The following is a 16,121-nucleotide window of genomic DNA, read 5'->3' on the forward strand; positions in this document are numbered from 1 at the left end:
TGAAGTTGTTGCCTATTGTGACATCTGTTGCATGAAGAGCAACAAACGGCGGGGGTCGACAAGGCCTCTGAACTCCTTGACAAGGGTTCTGGGGCGACCTCAGACTGATGTTGCGCTTACCGCAATCCGTTTCGCTATACGCACCGAGGTGTCATGATGATTCCCGCGTGCCGTCTCGCGGATCTTCCGCGAGGCGAGGCCTTCCGGCTCGACATCGATCCGCCGGTCTCGGTGTTCCACACCGACGACGGCGAGGTCTTCGCCATCGACGACACCTGCACCCACCAGGACGCCTCGCTCGCCGACGGCTGGCTGGAGGGCTGCGAGGTGGAATGCCCGCTGCACGCCTCGAAGTTCGACCTGCGCACCGGCGCCGTCGACGCCCCGCCGGCCAAGCTCCCGGTGCGTACGCACGAGGTCGTGGTCGAGGACGGGATGATCTACGTGCGGGTGTCCACGGACGCCCCCAACCTGCCGCCCTGCGTCGCCTCGCGGCTGGCCGGAGGTCCCGCGTGAGGACCGTGGCCGTGGTGGGCGCGTCGCTGGCGGGACTGTCGGCGGCGCGCTCGCTGCGGGGGCAGGGCTACGACGGGCGGCTCGTCATCGTCGGCGAGGAGTTCCACCGCCCGTACGACAGGCCCCCGTTGTCCAAGGAGTTCCTGGCCGGCACCCTCGGCGAGGCGGACCTGGTGCTGGAGACCGACGACGAGGACCTGGGGGCCGAATGGCTGCTCGGTGCCCGTGCCGTCGGCCTCGACGCCCGCGACCGTGCCGTGCGCCTCGCCGACGGACGGGAGGTGCGCGCCGACGGCGTCGTCATCGCGACCGGCGCCGCCGCCCGCACCCTGCCCGGCTCCGAGGGGCTGGCCGGGGTGCACACCCTGCGCACCCTGGACGACGCCCGCGCCCTGCGCGCCGAACTCGCCCGCGGCGGACGGCTGGTGGTGATCGGCGGCGGCTTCATCGGCGCCGAGGTCGCCTCCACCGCCCGCGCCCTCGGCCTGGAGGTGACGGTGGTCGAAGCGGCTCCGACACCGCTGGCCGGCCCCCTGGGCGAGACCATGGGCGCCCTCGTCTCCGCCCTCCACGCCGACCACGGTGTACGACTGCTGTGCGGGGTCGGTGTGAAGGGGCTGGGCGGCGAGAAGCGTGTCGACGCGGTCCTGCTGGAGGACGGCCGGACGATCCCCGCCGACATCGTGGTCGTCGGCGTGGGGGCACGCCCCTGCGTCGAGTGGCTGGCGGGATCCGGCGTCGACCTCGACAACGGCGTCAAGTGCGGTGCGGACGGCCGCACCAGCCTGGCCGGTGTGGTCGCGGTCGGGGACTGCGCCAACTGGTACGACCCGCGTGCGGGCCTGCACCGCCGCGTCGAGCACTGGACCGGCGCCCGGGAGCGGCCCGGCGCCGCCATTGCCACGCTGCTCGCGGGCGGCGCGGTGGAACCGGGGGTGCCCCGGCCGCCGTACTTCTGGTCCGACCAGTACGGCATAAAGATCCAGTTCGCCGGTCACGCGGCCGGCGCCGACAGCGTGACCATCGAGGAAGGCGCCGCCGAGGACCGCAACGTCCTCGCCGTCTACCGGCGTTCGGGCCTGCCCGTCGCCGTGCTCGGGATGAACCAGCCGCGCCTGTTCACCCGCCTGCGCAAACAGCTCGCCGCGTGAATGACCCCTCCACGACGTTTCCCGAGGAGTGCACCGTGACCTCGACCAGCCTGCCGGACAGCCTGATCGCCACCCTGCCCGGCTCCTCCTATACGGACCCCGGGATCTTCGCCCAGGAGCAGGAGCGCATCTTCGAGACCATGTGGTTCTGCGTGGCGCGCGCCTCCGAGCTGGCCAAGCCGGGCGCCTTTCGCACCGTCGACGTGGGCCGCGAGAGCATCCTCGTCACCCGCGCCCGGGACAACTCGATCCGCGCGTACTTCAACGTCTGCCGGCACCGCGGGGCCAGGCTCTGCACCGAGGAGACCGGCGAGGTCAAGCGGGCCTTCCAATGCCCGTACCACGCCTGGACGTACGACCTGAACGGCAAGCTCGTCGCCGCTCCCAACCTCACCAAGATGCCCGACGTGGGCCGCACCGAGTACGGCCTGGTGAGCGTCGCCGTGCGCGAATGGCTGGGCTATGTGTGGGTGTGCCTCGCGGAGAACCCGCCCTCCTTCGAGGAGGACGTCATGGGCGCCGTGGTCGAACGGCTCGGCGACGTCGAGTCCATCGACCACTACGACATCGACAACCTCTCGGTCGGCCGGCGCATCGTCTACGACGTGAAGGCGAACTGGAAGCTCATCATCGAGAACTTCATGGAGTGCTACCACTGCGCCACGATCCACCCCGAACTGACCGAGGTGCTGCCCGAGTTCGCCGACGGCTACGCCGCCCAGTACTACGTCGGGCACGGCGCCGAGTTCGGTGAGGAGATCCAGGGCTTCACCGTCGACGGCGGCGAGGGCCTGGAGCGCATACCGGGGGTCGCGGAGGAGCAGGACCGCCGCTACTACGCGATCACCGTCAAGCCGCAGGTCTTCATCAACCTCGTCCCCGACCACGTCATCTTCCACCGCATGTACCCGGTGGCCGTCGACCGCACGATCGTCGAGTGCGACTGGCTCTACCTCCCGCACGTCGTCGACAGCGGCAAGGACGTCAGCCGCTCCGTGGAACTCTTCGACCGGGTCAACCGGCAGGACTTCGAGGCGTGCGAGCGCACCCAGCCGGGCATGCACTCCCGGATGTACGCCAAGGGAGGCGTGCTGGTGCCCAGCGAGCACCACATCGGCGCCTTCCACGACTGGGTCAACGAGCGGCTGGGTACGGTGACTCAGCCCAGGTAGCCCATGCGGTGACTGATCTCCTCGGCGCCCTTGAGCAGCACCGGGGCCAGTTCGTGCAGCCGCTCCTCGGTGAAGCGGTACGACGGCCCCGAGGCGCTGAGTGCCGCGATGACCTCGCCGTCCTGGTTGCGGATCGGGGCGGCCATGGCGTGCAGGCCGATCTCCAACTCCTCCAGGGTGAAGGCGTAGCCGTGCTCCCGCGCGTCGGCGAGGTTCTTCTCCAGCTTCGCCTTCGCGGTGATGGTGTGCGGGGTGACCTTCTTCAGCCCGGCCTCGGCAAGCAGCGCCGCGCGCTCCTTGGTGGGCAGGTGGGCGAGGAGGATCTTGCCGCTGGAGGTGGCGTGCAGCGGGGTCAGCTCGCCGACCCAGTTGTGCGCGGCGACGGCCGCCGGGCCGCGCACCTGGTAGAGGTTGATCGCGAAGTGCTCCTGCATCACCGCGATGTTGATGGTCTCGCCGATCTCCTCGGCGAGACGCTCACAGACCGGGCGGCCCTGCTGGGTGATGTCGAGGCGTCCGGTGACCGCGCCGGCCAGCCGCACGATGCCGAAGCCGAGCCGGTACTTGCCGCGCTCGCCGGCCTGCTCCACCAGACCCCGCGCCTCCAGGGCACCGAGCAGCCGGAACGCGGTGGACTTGTGAACGTCGATCTCGGCGGCCACCTCACTGACGCCGGCCTCCCCACGGTGGGCCAGGATCTCGAGGACGCTGATGGCTCGATCGACCGACTGCACCCCGCCGGCCTGCGAATTTGACGTTTCGGTGTCTTGGCTGTGGTTGCTCACAGCGAAACTATACGCGCAGTACGGTACAGCGTGTCGGGCCTTACGACCCTGACCAGGCCTGATCCGGGCTGTCCGCGCGTACTGCCCTCCGCGGCGAGGCTGAAGGGGCAATCGCGAACGGATGTGGGGTTCCCTGACGTGGCTACAACCCACCTCACGGGCGGTCAGCAGGAACGGCTCGACGGCGTATACGATCGTCAGCTTCAAGGTGGCGTCCGACGAGGTCACCGACGCCAGCCGTACGGTGGTGGAGAAGGCGGCCGACCGGGCGCGCGAGGCGGGCCTGACCGTCGGGACCGGCGGCTCCGCGATGGACGGCGGCGGTGGTCCGGGCGGTGTCGCCGAGATCGCCGGTATCTCGGCGGCGGCCGTCCCTGACCAAGCTCGGCGCCCGCGACCGTGCTCAACTCGTCGTCATCGCCTACCAGACCGGTCTGGTCCGCCCGGAAACGTCGGCATTAAGAGGCTGACCGGGATCCGCGGCCGGTGTGAGCGTGGTCTCAAGTTGCGCGCCACGCAACCTAGTGCGTATAGCGCTACACGTATTAGCATGCCTCGCGTATCGACGGCGCGAGCGAGACGAGGCACCATGGCTCCCCTGCAGTACGACTTCGTCATCGTCGGCGGCGGTTCGGCAGGCAGCGCACTGGCGAACAGGCTCTCCGCGGACCCGGGCAACCGGGTGCTGGTGCTGGAGGCCGGCCGGTCCGACTACCCGTGGGACGTCTTCATCCACATGCCCGCGGCCCTGACCTACCCGATCGGCAGCCGGTTCTACGACTGGAAGTACGAGTCCGAGCCCGAGCCGCACATGGGCGGACGCCGCGTCTACCACGCCCGCGGCAAGGTACTCGGCGGCTCCAGCAGCATCAACGGCATGATCTTCCAGCGCGGCAACCCCATGGACTACGAGCGCTGGGCCGCCGACCCCGGGATGGAGACCTGGGACTACGCGCACTGTCTGCCCTACTTCAAGCGCATGGAGAACTGTCTTGCCGCCGACCCGGACGACGAGTTCCGCGGCCACGACGGTCCCCTCGTCCTGGAGCGCGGTCCCGCCACCAACCCGCTCTTCACCGCCTTCCAGAAGGCCACCGAGGAGGCCGGTTACGCCCCGACCGACGACGTCAACGGCTACCGGCAGGAAGGCTTCGCCAAGTTCGACCGCAACGTCCACCGCGGACGCCGGCTGTCGGCCTCGAAGGCGTACCTCAAACCCGTCCGGAAGCGCCCCAACCTCACCGTCAGGACCCGGACCCTCGTCACCCGCGTCCTGTTCGAGGGCAAGCGCGCCGTCGGCGTCGAGTACCAGCACGGCAGGGGCGCCCTGCAGCAGGTCCGCGCCAAGGAAGTGATCCTGTGCGGCGGCGCGATCAACTCGCCGCAGCTGCTCCAGCTCTCCGGTGTCGGCAACGCGGCGGAACTGAGCGCCCTCGGCATCGACGTCGTCCACGATCTGCCGGGCGTCGGCGAGAACATGCAGGACCACCTCGAGGTCTACGTCCAGTACGCCTGCAAGCAGCCCGTCTCCATGCAGCCGTACATGGCGAAGTGGCGCGCCCCCTTCATCGGGCTGCAGTGGCTGTTCAGGAAGGGACCGGCGGCGACCAACCACTTCGAGGCCGGCGGCTTCGCCCGCAGCAACGAGGACGTCGACTACCCCAACCTGATGTTCCACTTCCTGCCGATCGCCGTCCGCTACGACGGCTCCTCACCGGCCGGCGGTCACGGCTACCAGGTGCACGTCGGGCCCATGTACTCCGACGCCATCGGTTCGGTGAAGATCAAGAGCAGGGACCCGCGCGAGCATCCGGCCCTGCGCTTCAACTACCTCTCCACCGAGCAGGACCGCCGCGAATGGGTCGAGGCGATCCGGGTCGCCCGCCGGATCCTCAACCAGCCCGCGCTCGCCCCCTACAACGGCGGTGAGATCTCGCCGGGACCGAAGGTGGAGTCGGACGAGGAGATCCTCGCCTGGGTCGCCAAGGAGGGCGAGACCGCCCTGCACCCGTCCTGCACCTGCAAGATGGGCACGGACGACATGGCCGTCGTCGACCCGGCCAGCATGCGGGTGCACGGCGTCGAGGGGCTGCGCGTCGTCGACGCCTCCGTGATGCCGTACGTCACCAACGGCAACATCTACGCGCCGGTGATGATGGTCGCCGAGAAGGCCGCCGACCTGATCCTGGGCAAGGAACCGCTGGCTCCGTCGCAGGCCGCGTACTACCGCCACCGCGACGCCCAGAAGCAGGCGGGGTAGGCCTTGGCCGCCACGGGGCTCGGGGCGCTGCTCGGCAGCGTCCGCTACGAGGTGCTGCCCGCCCGGGCGACCGAGGAGAAGGTCCTGGCCCATGTCCCGCGTGACGTCGTCGTCACGGTGACGGCCTCGCCGGTCAAGGGCCTGGAGCCGACCCTCGCCCTCACGGAGAGGCTCGCCGGGCACGGCTACCGTGTCGTCCCGCACGTCCCGGCACGGCTGCTGCGGGACGAGGTGCACCTCAAGGAGGTCGCGGGCCGGCTGCGCGAGGCCGGCGTGGACGACGTGTTCGTGCCGGCCGGCGACGCGGATCCGCCGGCCGGGGTGTACGACGGCGCGCTGCCGGTGCTGCGGGCGCTGAGCGAGCTGGGCAGCCCCTTCGCGCACCGTGGGATCACCGGATACCCGGAGAGCCATCCCCTCATCCACGACGACGTCACCATCCAGTCCATGTGGGACAAGCGCGAGCACGCCACCTACATCGTGAGCAACCTCTGCTTCGACCCGCGGGTGCTGGGGGAGTGGATCGCGCGGGTGCGGCGCCGGGACGTCACCCTGCCCCTGTACGTCGGTGTCGCCGGTCCCGTGCAGCGCGCGAAGCTGCTCGCGATGGCCACGAAGATCGGTGTGGGGGAGTCGACCCGTTTCCTGACCAAGCACGCGTCGTGGTTCCTGCGCTTGGCCGCCCCCGGCGGCTACTCGCCGCAGAGACTGCTGGAGCGCTGCGAGCAGGCCCTGACCGCGCCGTCGGCGGGCGTGGCGGGCCTGCATGTGTTCACCTTCAACCAGATCGCCGAGACGGAGGCCTGGCGCCGGGCCCTGCTGGACCGCCTGGGCCGCTGATCGACGTATACGACGAAGGGGCGGGCCGGTGTCTCCGGCCCGCCCCTCGGCTGTGTCGTCCGTCTCCCGCTCAGCGGAAGACCACCGTGCGGTTGCCGTCGACCATCACGCGGCTCTCGCTGTGCCACTTCACGGCGTGCGCCAGGACCTGTGCCTCGACGTCACGGCCGACCGTGACCAGTTCGCCGGGGTCGAGGGAGTGGTCCACGCGGACCACGTCCTGCTCGATGATCTGGCCCTCGTCCAGGTCCGACGTGACGTAGTGTGCCGTCGCGCCGACCAGCTTCACACCCCGGTCGTAGGCCTGCTCGTAGGGGCGGGCGCCCTTGAAGCTGGGGAGGAAGGAGTGGTGGATGTTGATGGCGCGGCCTTCGAGTTGCTTGCACAGGTCGTCGGAGAGGATCTGCATGTAGCGGGCCAGGACCACGAGGTCCACGTCCAGCTCGCGCACCAGCTCAAGAAGCCGTGCCTCGGCCTCGGGCTTGGTGTCCCTGGTGACCGGGACGTGGTGGAAGGGGACGCCGTAGGTCTCCGCCAGGCTCTCGAAGTCGCGGTGGTTGGAGACGATCGCCGGGATCTCGATGTTCAGGGCGCCGGTGCGCTTGCGGAAGAGCAGGTCGTTCAGGCAGTGCCCGAACTTGGACACCATGATCAGCGTCCGGGTCGGGGTGGCGGCGTCCCGCAGCGTCCAGGAGATGTGGTGGGCCTCGGCGACGGGTCCGAACCGGTAACGCAGATGTTCCAGTCCGACGCTCGGATCGGAAACATCGAAGTGGACCCTCATGAAGAAACGGCCCTGGAGCCGGTCGTCGAACTGCTGGCTCTCCAGGATGTTGCCGGAGTTGCGGACGAGAAACCCGCTCACGGCATGGACCAGGCCCGCGCTGTCGGGACACGAGAGGGTGAGGACGTACTCACGGCCGGGCTGGGGACGAGGGGACATGGGCGGCCTCCGCTGGTGCGTAATGCACAACTTGGTGAGCGATACGCAACATGCTCCAAGCGGAAGGGGCCTTCGGTCAAGAGACAAGGGGCCGGTCGGGCCCGTGCTAAATCGTCATCGGCGAACCTCTTGACGTATGTCTGCACATTCGCCAGGGTGTTCCACCACAAGCAATTGGATGCACAATGCGCAACGATTTCGGTTGAAGGGCTGGCGCGTGGCAGACCTGTATCTGGACGGTGAATGGCGGGAGCCGGTGGCCGGCGGCCGCCGCGAGATCCGATGTCCCGCCGACGGCACGCTCGCCGCGACCGTATCGGAGGGCACCCGTGCCGACACCGAGGCGGCGATCGCCGCGGCCCGCCGCGCCTTCGACGAGGGCCCCTGGCCGCACACCCCCGAGCGCGACCGCGGCGCCCTGCTGCTGCGCACCGCAGACATCATCGAGCGCGACGCCAAGGAGTTCGCCCGCGCCGAGTCGCTGGACACCGGCAAACGCCTGGTGGAGAGCGAGTACGACATCGCCGACGTCGTCTCCTGCTTCCGCTACTACGGCGGCCTCGGCGGCACCGACGCCGGCCGCGTGATCGACACCGGCCGCGGCGACGCCGTGAGCCGCGTCGTCTATGAGCCGGTCGGCGTGTGCGGACTGATCACTCCCTGGAACTACCCGCTGCTGCAGGCCAGTTGGAAGGTCGCCCCGGCTCTGCTGGCCGGCAACACGATCATCCTCAAGCCCAGCGAGCTCACCCCCTCGACCTCCATCCTGCTGATGAAGGCGCTTCAGGAGGCGGGACTGCCCGCGGGCGTCGCCAATCTCGTGCTGGGCGCGGGCCCGGAGGTGGGCGCGCCCCTCTCCGAGCACCCGGCCGTCGACATGGTCTCCTTCACCGGCGGCCTGAACACCGGCCGGCACATCATGGCGACCGCCGCCGCGACCGTGAAGAAGGTCGCTCTCGAACTGGGCGGCAAGAACCCCAACGTCGTCTTCGCCGACGCCGACTTCGACACCGCCGTCGACTTCGCCCTGACCGCGGTCTTCCTGCACTCCGGGCAGGTCTGCTCGGCCGGCGCCCGGCTGATCGTCGAGGACTCGCTGCACGACCGCTTCGTCGACGAGGTCGTCCGCCGGGCCCGGCAGATCCGCCTCGGCGGCCCGTTCGACCCCGACGCCGAGACGGGCGCGCTGATCTCCGCGCAGCACCTGGCGAAGGTCGAGGCGTACGTCGCGGCGGGCCTGGCGGAGGGCGCCGTACTGCGCTGCGGCGGCGCCCGGCCCGACGACCCGGCCCTCGCGGGCGGCCACTACTACCCGCCGACCGTCCTCGACGAGTGCACGCAGGACATGCGGGTGGTGCACGAGGAGTCCTTCGGACCCGTGCTCACGGTGGAACGCTTCACCGACGAGGACGACGCCGTCCGTATCGCCAACGACACCGAGTACGGCCTCGCCGGCGCCGTCTGGACCCAGGACGCCGGCAAGGCCCAGCGCCTGGCCCGGCGGCTGCGCCACGGCACCGTGTGGATCAACGACTACCACCCCTATGTGCCGCAGGCGGAGTGGGGTGGTTTCGGGCATTCGGGCGTGGGCCGGGAGCTGGGACCGACCGGCCTGAACGAGTACCGAGAGCCCAAGCATGTCTGGCAGAACATCCAACCCCGGCCGCAGCACTGGTTCCGCGGCTGAACGCCGAAAAGAGGTCGATCGTGACCCCAACACAGACCGAGGTGCCGCAGCGGCGCGGCACGCCCCAGGACTCGGACGGCACTCCGGTCATATCCGTGCGCAGGCTGTGGAAGGTGTTCGGACCCAAGGCCGAGAAGGTGCCGGAGTCCGAGGAGCTGTGCGGTCTCTCCCGCCGGGAGCTGATGGACCGCACCGGATGCACCGCCGCCGTGCGCGACGTCAGCTTCGACGTGGCGCCCGGCGAGGTCTTCGTCGTCATGGGCCTGTCCGGCTCCGGCAAGTCCACCCTGGTGCGCTGTCTGACCCGGCTGATCGAACCCACCACAGGTGAGGTCGTCTTCGAGGGCCAGGACATCCGGGAGGCGGACGCGGCCCGGCTGCGGGACCTGCGGCGCCGCAAGTTCTCCATGGTCTTCCAGCACTTCGGGCTGCTGCCGCACCGCCGGGTCGTCGACAACGTGGCCTTCGGCCTGGAGATCCGCGGCATGAGCAGGGCAGAGCGCACCAAGCGCGCCCTGGAGGTCGTGGAACTGGTCGGTCTCGCGGGTTACGAGAGGTCGTACCCGGACCAGCTCTCCGGCGGTATGCAACAGCGCGTCGGTCTGGCGCGGGCGTTGGCGGGCGACCCGGACGTCCTCTTCTTCGACGAGCCCTTCTCCGCGCTGGACCCGCTGATCCGGCGCGACATGCAGAACGAGGTCATCCGGCTGCACCACGAGGTCGGCAAGACCATGGTGTTCATCACCCACGACCTCTCCGAGGCGCTCAAGCTGGGCGACCGCATCCTCATCATGCGGGACGGGAAGATGGTCCAGTGCGGCACCGGCGACGAGCTGGTGGGCGCCCCCGCCGACGACTACGTGCGCGAGTTCGTCAAGGACGTGCCGCGCGGAGACGTCCTCACCCTGCGCTGGATCATGCGCGCCCCGGAGGACGGCGACGAACTCGACGGCCCCGAGCTGGGCCCGGACGTCGTGGTCAAGGAGGCCACCCGGGCCGTCCTGGCTGCCGACAAGCCGGTCAAGGTCGTCGAGAACGGCAAGCTGCTCGGCATCGTCGGCGACGAGGAGATCCTGTCGGTCGTCGCCGGGCAGGAAGGCGGCGCGTGATGACCGTCGCCATGGAGAAACCGGAGACGACAGAGGCCGCGCCCCCGGCCGCGCCCGCCAGGAGCGTGCGCAAGGTCGGCCGGCCCGTGGTCATCGCAGCGATCCTCGTCGTCTGGCTGGTGCTCTTCGCCGTCCTGCGCGGCAAGCAGACCCTGTCCCTGGCGGTGGCCGATCTCACCGACCTGCACCGCTGGATCAACGACCTCAACGACTCCATCGGCGCCAACCGCAACTCCAACCCGCTCTTTCTGTACTTCTTCAACGAGATCCGGCTGGTCATCGACAACCTGGCGACCTTCGTCCAGCACCTGATCTCCCAGCCGTCCGGGGCCCGCCCGGTCCCGCAGATCGGCTGGCTCGGTGTCGTCGGCCTCGCCGGATTCGTCTCCTGGGCCCTGGGCAACTGGAAGGTCGCCCTGCTGGCCGTGGCCGGCTTCACCTTCCTCGGGCTGCAGGGCCTGTGGCAGGAGAGCATGGACACGCTGGCGCTCATCCTGTGCGCGGTGTTCGTGGCCCTGCTCTTCGCGATCCCCCTCGGGGTGTGGGCCGGACTCTCGGACCGGTTCAACCGGTTCATCACGCCGTTCCTGGACTTCATGCAGACGATGCCGACCTTCGTCTACCTGGCGCCGCTGACCCTGTTCTTCCTCATCGGCGGTGCGTCGGCCACCATCGCCACCGTTGTCTACGCGGCCCCGCCGACGATCCGCATCACGGCGCACGCCATCCGCAATGTGTCGAAGACGACCGTCGAGGCGGCCGACTCCCTCGGTGCCACGCGACGTCAGTCGCTGCTGAAGGTCCTGCTGCCGATGTCCAAGCGGACCGTGGTGATGGGCGTGAACCAGACCATCATGGCCGCCCTGGCCATGGTCACCATCGCGGCCCTGATCAACGCGCCGGGCCTCGGCGTCAACGTCCTGCAGGCGCTGCAGTCGCTCGACGTCGGCACGGCCTTCAACGCGGGCCTCGCCATCGTGATCCTGGCGATCGTGCTGGACCGGGTCACCACCGCGGCCGCCGGACGCGAGGAGAACGCGCGCAACGCCAGGCACGACTTCACCAAGTGGCGCCCCGCCCTGCTGGGCGCCGGTGCCGTGGTCACGGTGGTCCTGATCTACCTCTCGCACACCTACCTGTGGGCGGCCGACTTCCCCGGCGACGGCACCGTCGGCAGCCACATCGCGAGCGCGACGGACACCGCGGCCACCTGGGTGCAGGACAACCTGTCGGGCCTGACCAACGCCTTCCGTGACGGCATCAGCAACGGCCTGCTCAACCCGTTCCAGACCCTGCTCACCGACTCCCCGTGGTGGCTGGTCGGCGCGGTGCTGGTCGCCCTCGCCGTGGTGCTGGGAGGCTGGAAGTCCGGGATCACCACCGCCGTGTGCGTGGGCCTGCTGGTCGCCACCGGCGTGTGGTCGGACGCTATGACCACGCTCGCGTCGACGATCGTCGCGACGGTACTGGTGATGATCCTCGGCGTCGTCTTCGGCGTGTGGATGGGCCGCAGCACGCTGGTGGACCGGATGATCCGGCCCACCCTGGACGCGGCCCAGGTCATGCCGCCGTTCGTCTACCTGGTGCCGTTCCTCGCACTGTTCGGCGCCACCCGCTTCACGGCCATCGTCGCCGCGATCGTCTACGGCGCCCCGGTGGCCATGAAGATCATCGCGGACGGGATCCGGGCGGTGCCCGAGACCACCGTGGAGGCGGCCACCTCCGCCGGGTGCAACACCTGGCAGATCATCACCAAGGTCCAACTGCCGATGTCACGCAGTGCCCTGACGCTCGCGACCAACCAGGGCCTGATCTACGTGCTGTCGATGGTTGTTGTGGGCGGCCTGGTAGGAGCAGGAGCCCTCGGCTACGACGTTGTGGCCGGATTCTCGCAGGTAGAGCTGTACGGCAAGGGGCTGGCGGCAGGACTCGCCATCGTACTGCTCGGAGTCATGTTCGACCGGATCACTCAGGCCGCGGCGCGACGCGCAGGCGCTTAAAGGAGCAGGACACCATGGCAAGACACTGGCGAGCCGGCGCGGCCGGCCTGGCCGTCCTCGGCCTCACCCTCACCGCGTGCGGAGGTGCGAAGGTCGGCGACACCTCCTCGGGCTCCGGCAGCAGCTCGGGCAGCTCCGGCAAATGCGGCACCTTCAACCTCGCGGTCAACCCCTGGGTGGGTTACGAGGCCGACGCGGCGGTCGTCGCGTACGTCGCCCAGCACAACCTCGGCTGCACGGTGAACAAGAAGAACCTGAAGGAACAGATCGCCTGGCAGGGCTTCGGCACCGGCGAGGTGGACGCCGTGCTGGAGAACTGGGGCCACGCCGACCTGGTGAAGAAGTACATCGACCAGCAGAAGACCGCCGTGGACGCCGGCCAGACCGGCAACAAGGGCATCATCGGCTGGTACGTGCCACCGTGGCTGGCCAAGGCCCACCCCGACATCCTCGACTACAAGAACCTCAACAAGTACGCGGCGAAGTTCAAGACGTCCGAGTCGGGCGGCAAGGGCCAGCTCCTGGACGGCGACCCGTCCTACGTCACCAATGACGCGGCGCTGGTGAAGAACCTGAACCTGAACTTCAAGGTGGTCTACGCGGGCAGTGAGGCCGCCCTCATCACGGCCTTCCGCGACGCCGAGAAGAACAAGAAGTGGGTCATCGGCTACTTCTACGAGCCGCAGTGGTTCCTGTCCGAGGTGCCGCTGAAGAAGGTCAGTCTGCCCGCGTACAAGACGGGCTGTGACGCGGACGCGGCCAAGGTCGCCTGCGACTACCCCGTCTACAACCTCAACAAGATCGTCAGCGCCAAGTTCGCCAAGTCCGGCAGCCCCGCCTACAACCTGGTGAAGAACTTCAACTGGACGAACGACGACCAGAACGAGGTCGCCAAGTACATCGCCCAGGACAAGCTGTCCGACGACGCGGCCGCCAAGAAGTGGGTCGACGCCAACAAGGACAAGGTGGACGCCTGGCTCAAGTAGCCCACGGCACGAACCGGTCGGATCTGCCCGGCGGGCGGTGCGCGCAGCTGCGCGCACCGCCCGCCGGGCATTGCCGTGTTCCGGCCCCGTGACGGGCCGTTTTCCGGCGTCACGGACCCCTTGACACCCCCTCCCGGCGACAGGCACGCTGAGTTGCGCAACCTGAATCGTGTTGCGTAGGCAGCAACTGACCGGTTTGATTTCGGAGGTGCGGCGATGGCGGGACCCCGAGTGGTGATCATCGGAGCGGGCGTCGTGGGTGCGGCCCTCGCGGACGAGATCTCCGCACGAGGCTGGACCGAAGTGACCGTGGTCGACCAGGGCCCCCTCCCGGCCACCGGAGGATCCTCGTCGCACGCTCCCGGCCTGGTCTTCCAGACGAACTCGTCGAAGACCATGACCGAGCTGGCCCGCTACACCGTCGAGAAGTTCTGCTCCCTCGACGTCGACGGCAAGCCCTGTTTCCTGCAGGTCGGCGGCCTCGAAGTGGCCACCACCCCCGAGCGCCTCACGGAACTGCACCGCCGCCACGGCTGGATCACCGCCTGGGGCGTCGAGGCCCGCCTGCTGACCCCCGACGAGTGCGTCGAGCAGCACCCCCTGGTCGACCGTGACAAGGTCCTCGGCGGCCTCCTGGTCCCCACCGACGGCCTGGCCAAGGCCGTCCTCGCGGTCGAGGCCCAGATCCGCCGGGCCACCGAGCGCGGCGTACGCTTCCTCGCCCGCCACGAGGTCCTCGACGTCCTCCAGGCCGACGGCGAGGTCACCGGCGTCCGCACCGACCACGGCGATCTCGACGCCGACATCGTCGTGTGCTGCGCCGGCATCTGGGGCCCGAGGATCGCCCGCATGGCCGGCATGAACCTCCCGCTGACCCCGCTCGCCCACCAGCTCGCCTGGACCGGCCCCGTCCCCGCCCTCGCCGGTCAGACCGAGGAGGCGGTCCGCCCGATCCTGCGCCACCAGGACGCAGACCTCTACTACCGCGACCGCTTCGACGGCATCGGCATCGGCTACTACGGCCACCGCCCCATGCCGATCTCGGCGGACGACATCCTCTCCGTGGACGCGGCCGACCAGATGCCCTCGGTGCTGAAGTTCACCGAGGAGGACTTCGCGCCCGCCTGGACCGAGACCCAGTCCCTGCTCCCCGCGACTCAGGACGCCAAGATCGAGGAGGGCATCAACGGCCTCTTCTCCTTCACCACCGACAACTTCCCGCTGCTCGGCGAGTCCCCGGACGTCAAGGGCTTCTGGGTCGCCGAGGCCGTCTGGGTCACCCACTCCGCGGGCGTCGGCCGGGCGATGGCCGAGTGGCTGGTCGACGGCCACTGCTCGTCCTTCGACCTGCACGAGTGCGACGTCAACCGCTTCGAACCGCACCAGCTGACCCCCGAGTACGTCCTGGCCCGCGACTGCCAGAACTTCGTCGAGGTCTACGACATCCTCCACCCGCTGCAGCCGAGCGGGAAGCCGCGCCCGATCCGCAAGAGCCCCTTCCACACCCGCCAGCAGGAGCACGGAGCGTTCTTCCTGGAGGCGAACGGCTGGGAGCGGCCGCAGTGGTACGAGGCCAACGCCCGCCTGGTGGAAGGCCGTTCGATCCCCACGCCCAACGACTGGGCGGCGCGGTACTGGTCGCCGATCGTCGGCGCCGAGGCCCAGGCCACCCGTGAGACGGTCGCCCTGTACGACATGACCGCCCTCAAGCGCCTGGAGGTCACCGGCCCCGGCGCCGCCGACTTCCTGGAGCGGCTGGTCACCGGCAAGGTCGCCAAGTCGGTCGGCTCGGTGACGTACACGCTGCTCCTCGACCACGACGGCGGCATTCGCAGCGACATCACGGTGGCGAGGCTGGCCCGCGACCTGTTCCAGGTCGGCGCCAACGGCAACCTCGACCTCGACTGGTTCACCCGCCACCTGCCGGCCGACGGCACGGTCCAGGTCCGCGACATCACGCCCGGCACGTGCTGCATCGGCCTGTGGGGCCCGCTGGCCCGCAAGGTCCTGCAGCCGCTGACGGACGAGGACTTCTCCAATGACGGGCTGAAGTACTTCCGCGCCAAGCGCGCCCACATCGGCTCCGTCCCGGTCACCGCCATGCGCCTGTCGTACGTCGGTGAGCTCGGCTGGGAGCTGTACACCACCGCCGACCTGGGCGAGAAGCTCTGGGACACGCTGTGGGCGGCGGCCGAACCGCTGGGCGGCGTCATCGCCGGCCGCGGCGCCTTCAACAGCCTGCGTCTGGAGAAGGGCTACCGGTCCTTCGGCACCGACATGACCTACGAGCACGACTCGTACGAGGCGGGCGTCGACTTCGCCGTCAAGCTCGACAAGCCGGACTTCATCGGCAAGGCGGCGCTGCTGCTCCGCAAGGACAACGTGGGGCGCAGGCTGACCTGCCTCACCGTCGACGACCCGCGGTCGGTCGTCCTCGGCAAGGAGCCGGTGTACGACGGCGAGCGGGCCGTCGGTTACGTCACCAGCGCGGCCTACGGCTACACGATCGGCAAGGGGATCGCGTACGCCTGGCTCCCGACGGAGTTGGCCGCGCCGGGGACGGTGCTGCACATCGGGTATTTCGACCAGCGGGTTGAGGCCGTGGTCGCCGAGGAGCCGTTGTTCGACCCGACGATGTCCCGTCTCCGTGGTTAGCCGTCAAGGACAAGGAG

General features: G+C 69.4%; 12 protein-coding genes and 1 pseudogene. 11 read left to right on the forward strand and 2 right to left on the reverse strand.

Annotation, left to right across the window (positions count from 1 at the left end):
- Positions 1 to 153 precede the first annotated feature (153 nt).
- The 3 genes from ABZZ74_RS14300 to ABZZ74_RS14310 are packed head-to-tail and all read left to right on the forward strand — an operon-like array spanning position 154 to position 2,839.
- Positions 154 to 516, forward strand: a complete 363-nt coding sequence (locus ABZZ74_RS14300; protein ID WP_133045065.1) for a bifunctional 3-phenylpropionate/cinnamic acid dioxygenase ferredoxin subunit — start codon at positions 154 to 156, stop codon at positions 514 to 516.
- The gene (locus tag ABZZ74_RS14305) at positions 513 to 1,667 is read left to right on the forward strand and encodes an FAD-dependent oxidoreductase (RefSeq protein ID WP_356764551.1); all 1,155 of its coding nucleotides are present in this window, start codon (positions 513 to 515) and stop codon (positions 1,665 to 1,667) included. Before ABZZ74_RS14300 ends, ABZZ74_RS14305 begins: the two co-directional genes overlap by 4 nt.
- A gap of 35 nt (positions 1,668 to 1,702) precedes the next feature.
- Positions 1,703 to 2,839: an aromatic ring-hydroxylating dioxygenase subunit alpha gene (locus tag ABZZ74_RS14310; protein WP_356764553.1), complete on the forward strand. Its 1,137-nt coding sequence runs from the start codon at positions 1,703 to 1,705 to the stop codon at positions 2,837 to 2,839.
- Here ABZZ74_RS14310 and ABZZ74_RS14315 read toward each other — a convergent pair.
- Positions 2,827 to 3,573 carry an IclR family transcriptional regulator gene (locus ABZZ74_RS14315; RefSeq protein ID WP_208781884.1) on the reverse strand — a complete coding sequence of 249 codons (747 nt, stop codon included), beginning with the start codon at positions 3,571 to 3,573 and terminating at the stop codon, positions 2,827 to 2,829. The genes ABZZ74_RS14310 and ABZZ74_RS14315 overlap by 13 nt on opposite strands.
- Before the next feature lie 422 nt (positions 3,574 to 3,995).
- On the opposite strand from ABZZ74_RS14315, the pseudogene ABZZ74_RS14320 reads away from it, so the two are divergent.
- The 3 genes and pseudogenes from ABZZ74_RS14320 to ABZZ74_RS14330 all read left to right on the forward strand — a co-directional run.
- A pseudogene (locus tag ABZZ74_RS14320) lies at positions 3,996 to 4,094 on the forward strand (DNA-binding response regulator); the annotation flags it as partial.
- A gap of 119 nt (positions 4,095 to 4,213) precedes the next feature.
- A complete protein-coding gene (betA, locus tag ABZZ74_RS14325) occupies positions 4,214 to 5,884 on the forward strand; it encodes a choline dehydrogenase (RefSeq protein WP_356764555.1) in 1,671 nt (556 codons plus the stop codon).
- 3 nt (positions 5,885 to 5,887) lie between these two features.
- Positions 5,888 to 6,724 (forward strand): 5,10-methylenetetrahydrofolate reductase, encoded by an 837-nt coding sequence (locus ABZZ74_RS14330; protein WP_356764557.1) that lies wholly within the window; start codon positions 5,888 to 5,890, stop codon positions 6,722 to 6,724.
- 70 nt (positions 6,725 to 6,794) lie between these two features.
- On the opposite strand, the gene purU is transcribed toward ABZZ74_RS14330, so the two are convergent.
- Positions 6,795 to 7,667, reverse strand: a complete 873-nt coding sequence (gene purU / locus ABZZ74_RS14335; protein ID WP_356764559.1) for a formyltetrahydrofolate deformylase — start codon at positions 7,665 to 7,667, stop codon at positions 6,795 to 6,797.
- A gap of 217 nt (positions 7,668 to 7,884) precedes the next feature.
- On the opposite strand from purU, the gene ABZZ74_RS14340 reads away from it, so the two are divergent.
- From ABZZ74_RS14340 to ABZZ74_RS14360, 5 genes are all read left to right on the forward strand, one after another.
- Positions 7,885 to 9,354, forward strand: a complete 1,470-nt coding sequence (locus ABZZ74_RS14340; protein WP_356764561.1) for an aldehyde dehydrogenase family protein — start codon at positions 7,885 to 7,887, stop codon at positions 9,352 to 9,354.
- Positions 9,355 to 9,374: 20 nt separating this feature from the next.
- Positions 9,375 to 10,463, forward strand: coding sequence for a glycine betaine/L-proline ABC transporter ATP-binding protein (locus ABZZ74_RS14345; protein ID WP_356764563.1), 1,089 nt, complete (start codon positions 9,375 to 9,377; stop codon positions 10,461 to 10,463).
- Positions 10,463 to 12,463: an ABC transporter permease subunit gene (locus tag ABZZ74_RS14350; RefSeq protein ID WP_356764905.1), complete on the forward strand. Its 2,001-nt coding sequence runs from the start codon at positions 10,463 to 10,465 to the stop codon at positions 12,461 to 12,463. Before ABZZ74_RS14345 ends, ABZZ74_RS14350 begins: the two co-directional genes overlap by 1 nt.
- Before the next feature lie 14 nt (positions 12,464 to 12,477).
- Entirely contained in the window at positions 12,478 to 13,449 is a 972-nt protein-coding gene (locus ABZZ74_RS14355; RefSeq protein WP_208781873.1) for an ABC transporter substrate-binding protein, read from the forward strand.
- Between the two features lie 216 nt (positions 13,450 to 13,665).
- Positions 13,666 to 16,104 carry an FAD-dependent oxidoreductase gene (locus tag ABZZ74_RS14360; protein ID WP_356764566.1) on the forward strand — a complete coding sequence of 813 codons (2,439 nt, stop codon included), beginning with the start codon at positions 13,666 to 13,668 and terminating at the stop codon, positions 16,102 to 16,104.
- Positions 16,105 to 16,121 lie beyond the last annotated feature (17 nt).

The sequence above is a fragment of the Streptomyces sp. NPDC006476 genome, assembly GCF_040612015.1.
GTDB classification, from domain to species: domain Bacteria; phylum Actinomycetota; class Actinomycetes; order Streptomycetales; family Streptomycetaceae; genus Streptomyces; species Streptomyces griseorubiginosus_B.

What these genes read in the sequence shown, in the direction of transcription:
- purU (WP_356764559.1), bottom strand. Translation starts at nt 7,667, where the DNA reads ATGTCCCCTCGTCCCCAGCCCGGCCGTGAGTACGTCCTCACCCTCTCG.
- ABZZ74_RS14355 (WP_208781873.1), top strand. Translation starts at nt 12,478, where the DNA reads ATGGCAAGACACTGGCGAGCCGGCGCGGCCGGCCTGGCCGTCCTCGGC.
- betA (WP_356764555.1), top strand. Translation starts at nt 4,214, where the DNA reads ATGGCTCCCCTGCAGTACGACTTCGTCATCGTCGGCGGCGGTTCGGCA.
- ABZZ74_RS14300 (WP_133045065.1), top strand. Translation starts at nt 154, where the DNA reads ATGATGATTCCCGCGTGCCGTCTCGCGGATCTTCCGCGAGGCGAGGCC.
- ABZZ74_RS14360 (WP_356764566.1), top strand. Translation starts at nt 13,666, where the DNA reads ATGGCGGGACCCCGAGTGGTGATCATCGGAGCGGGCGTCGTGGGTGCG.
- ABZZ74_RS14350 (WP_356764905.1), top strand. Translation starts at nt 10,463, where the DNA reads ATGACCGTCGCCATGGAGAAACCGGAGACGACAGAGGCCGCGCCCCCG.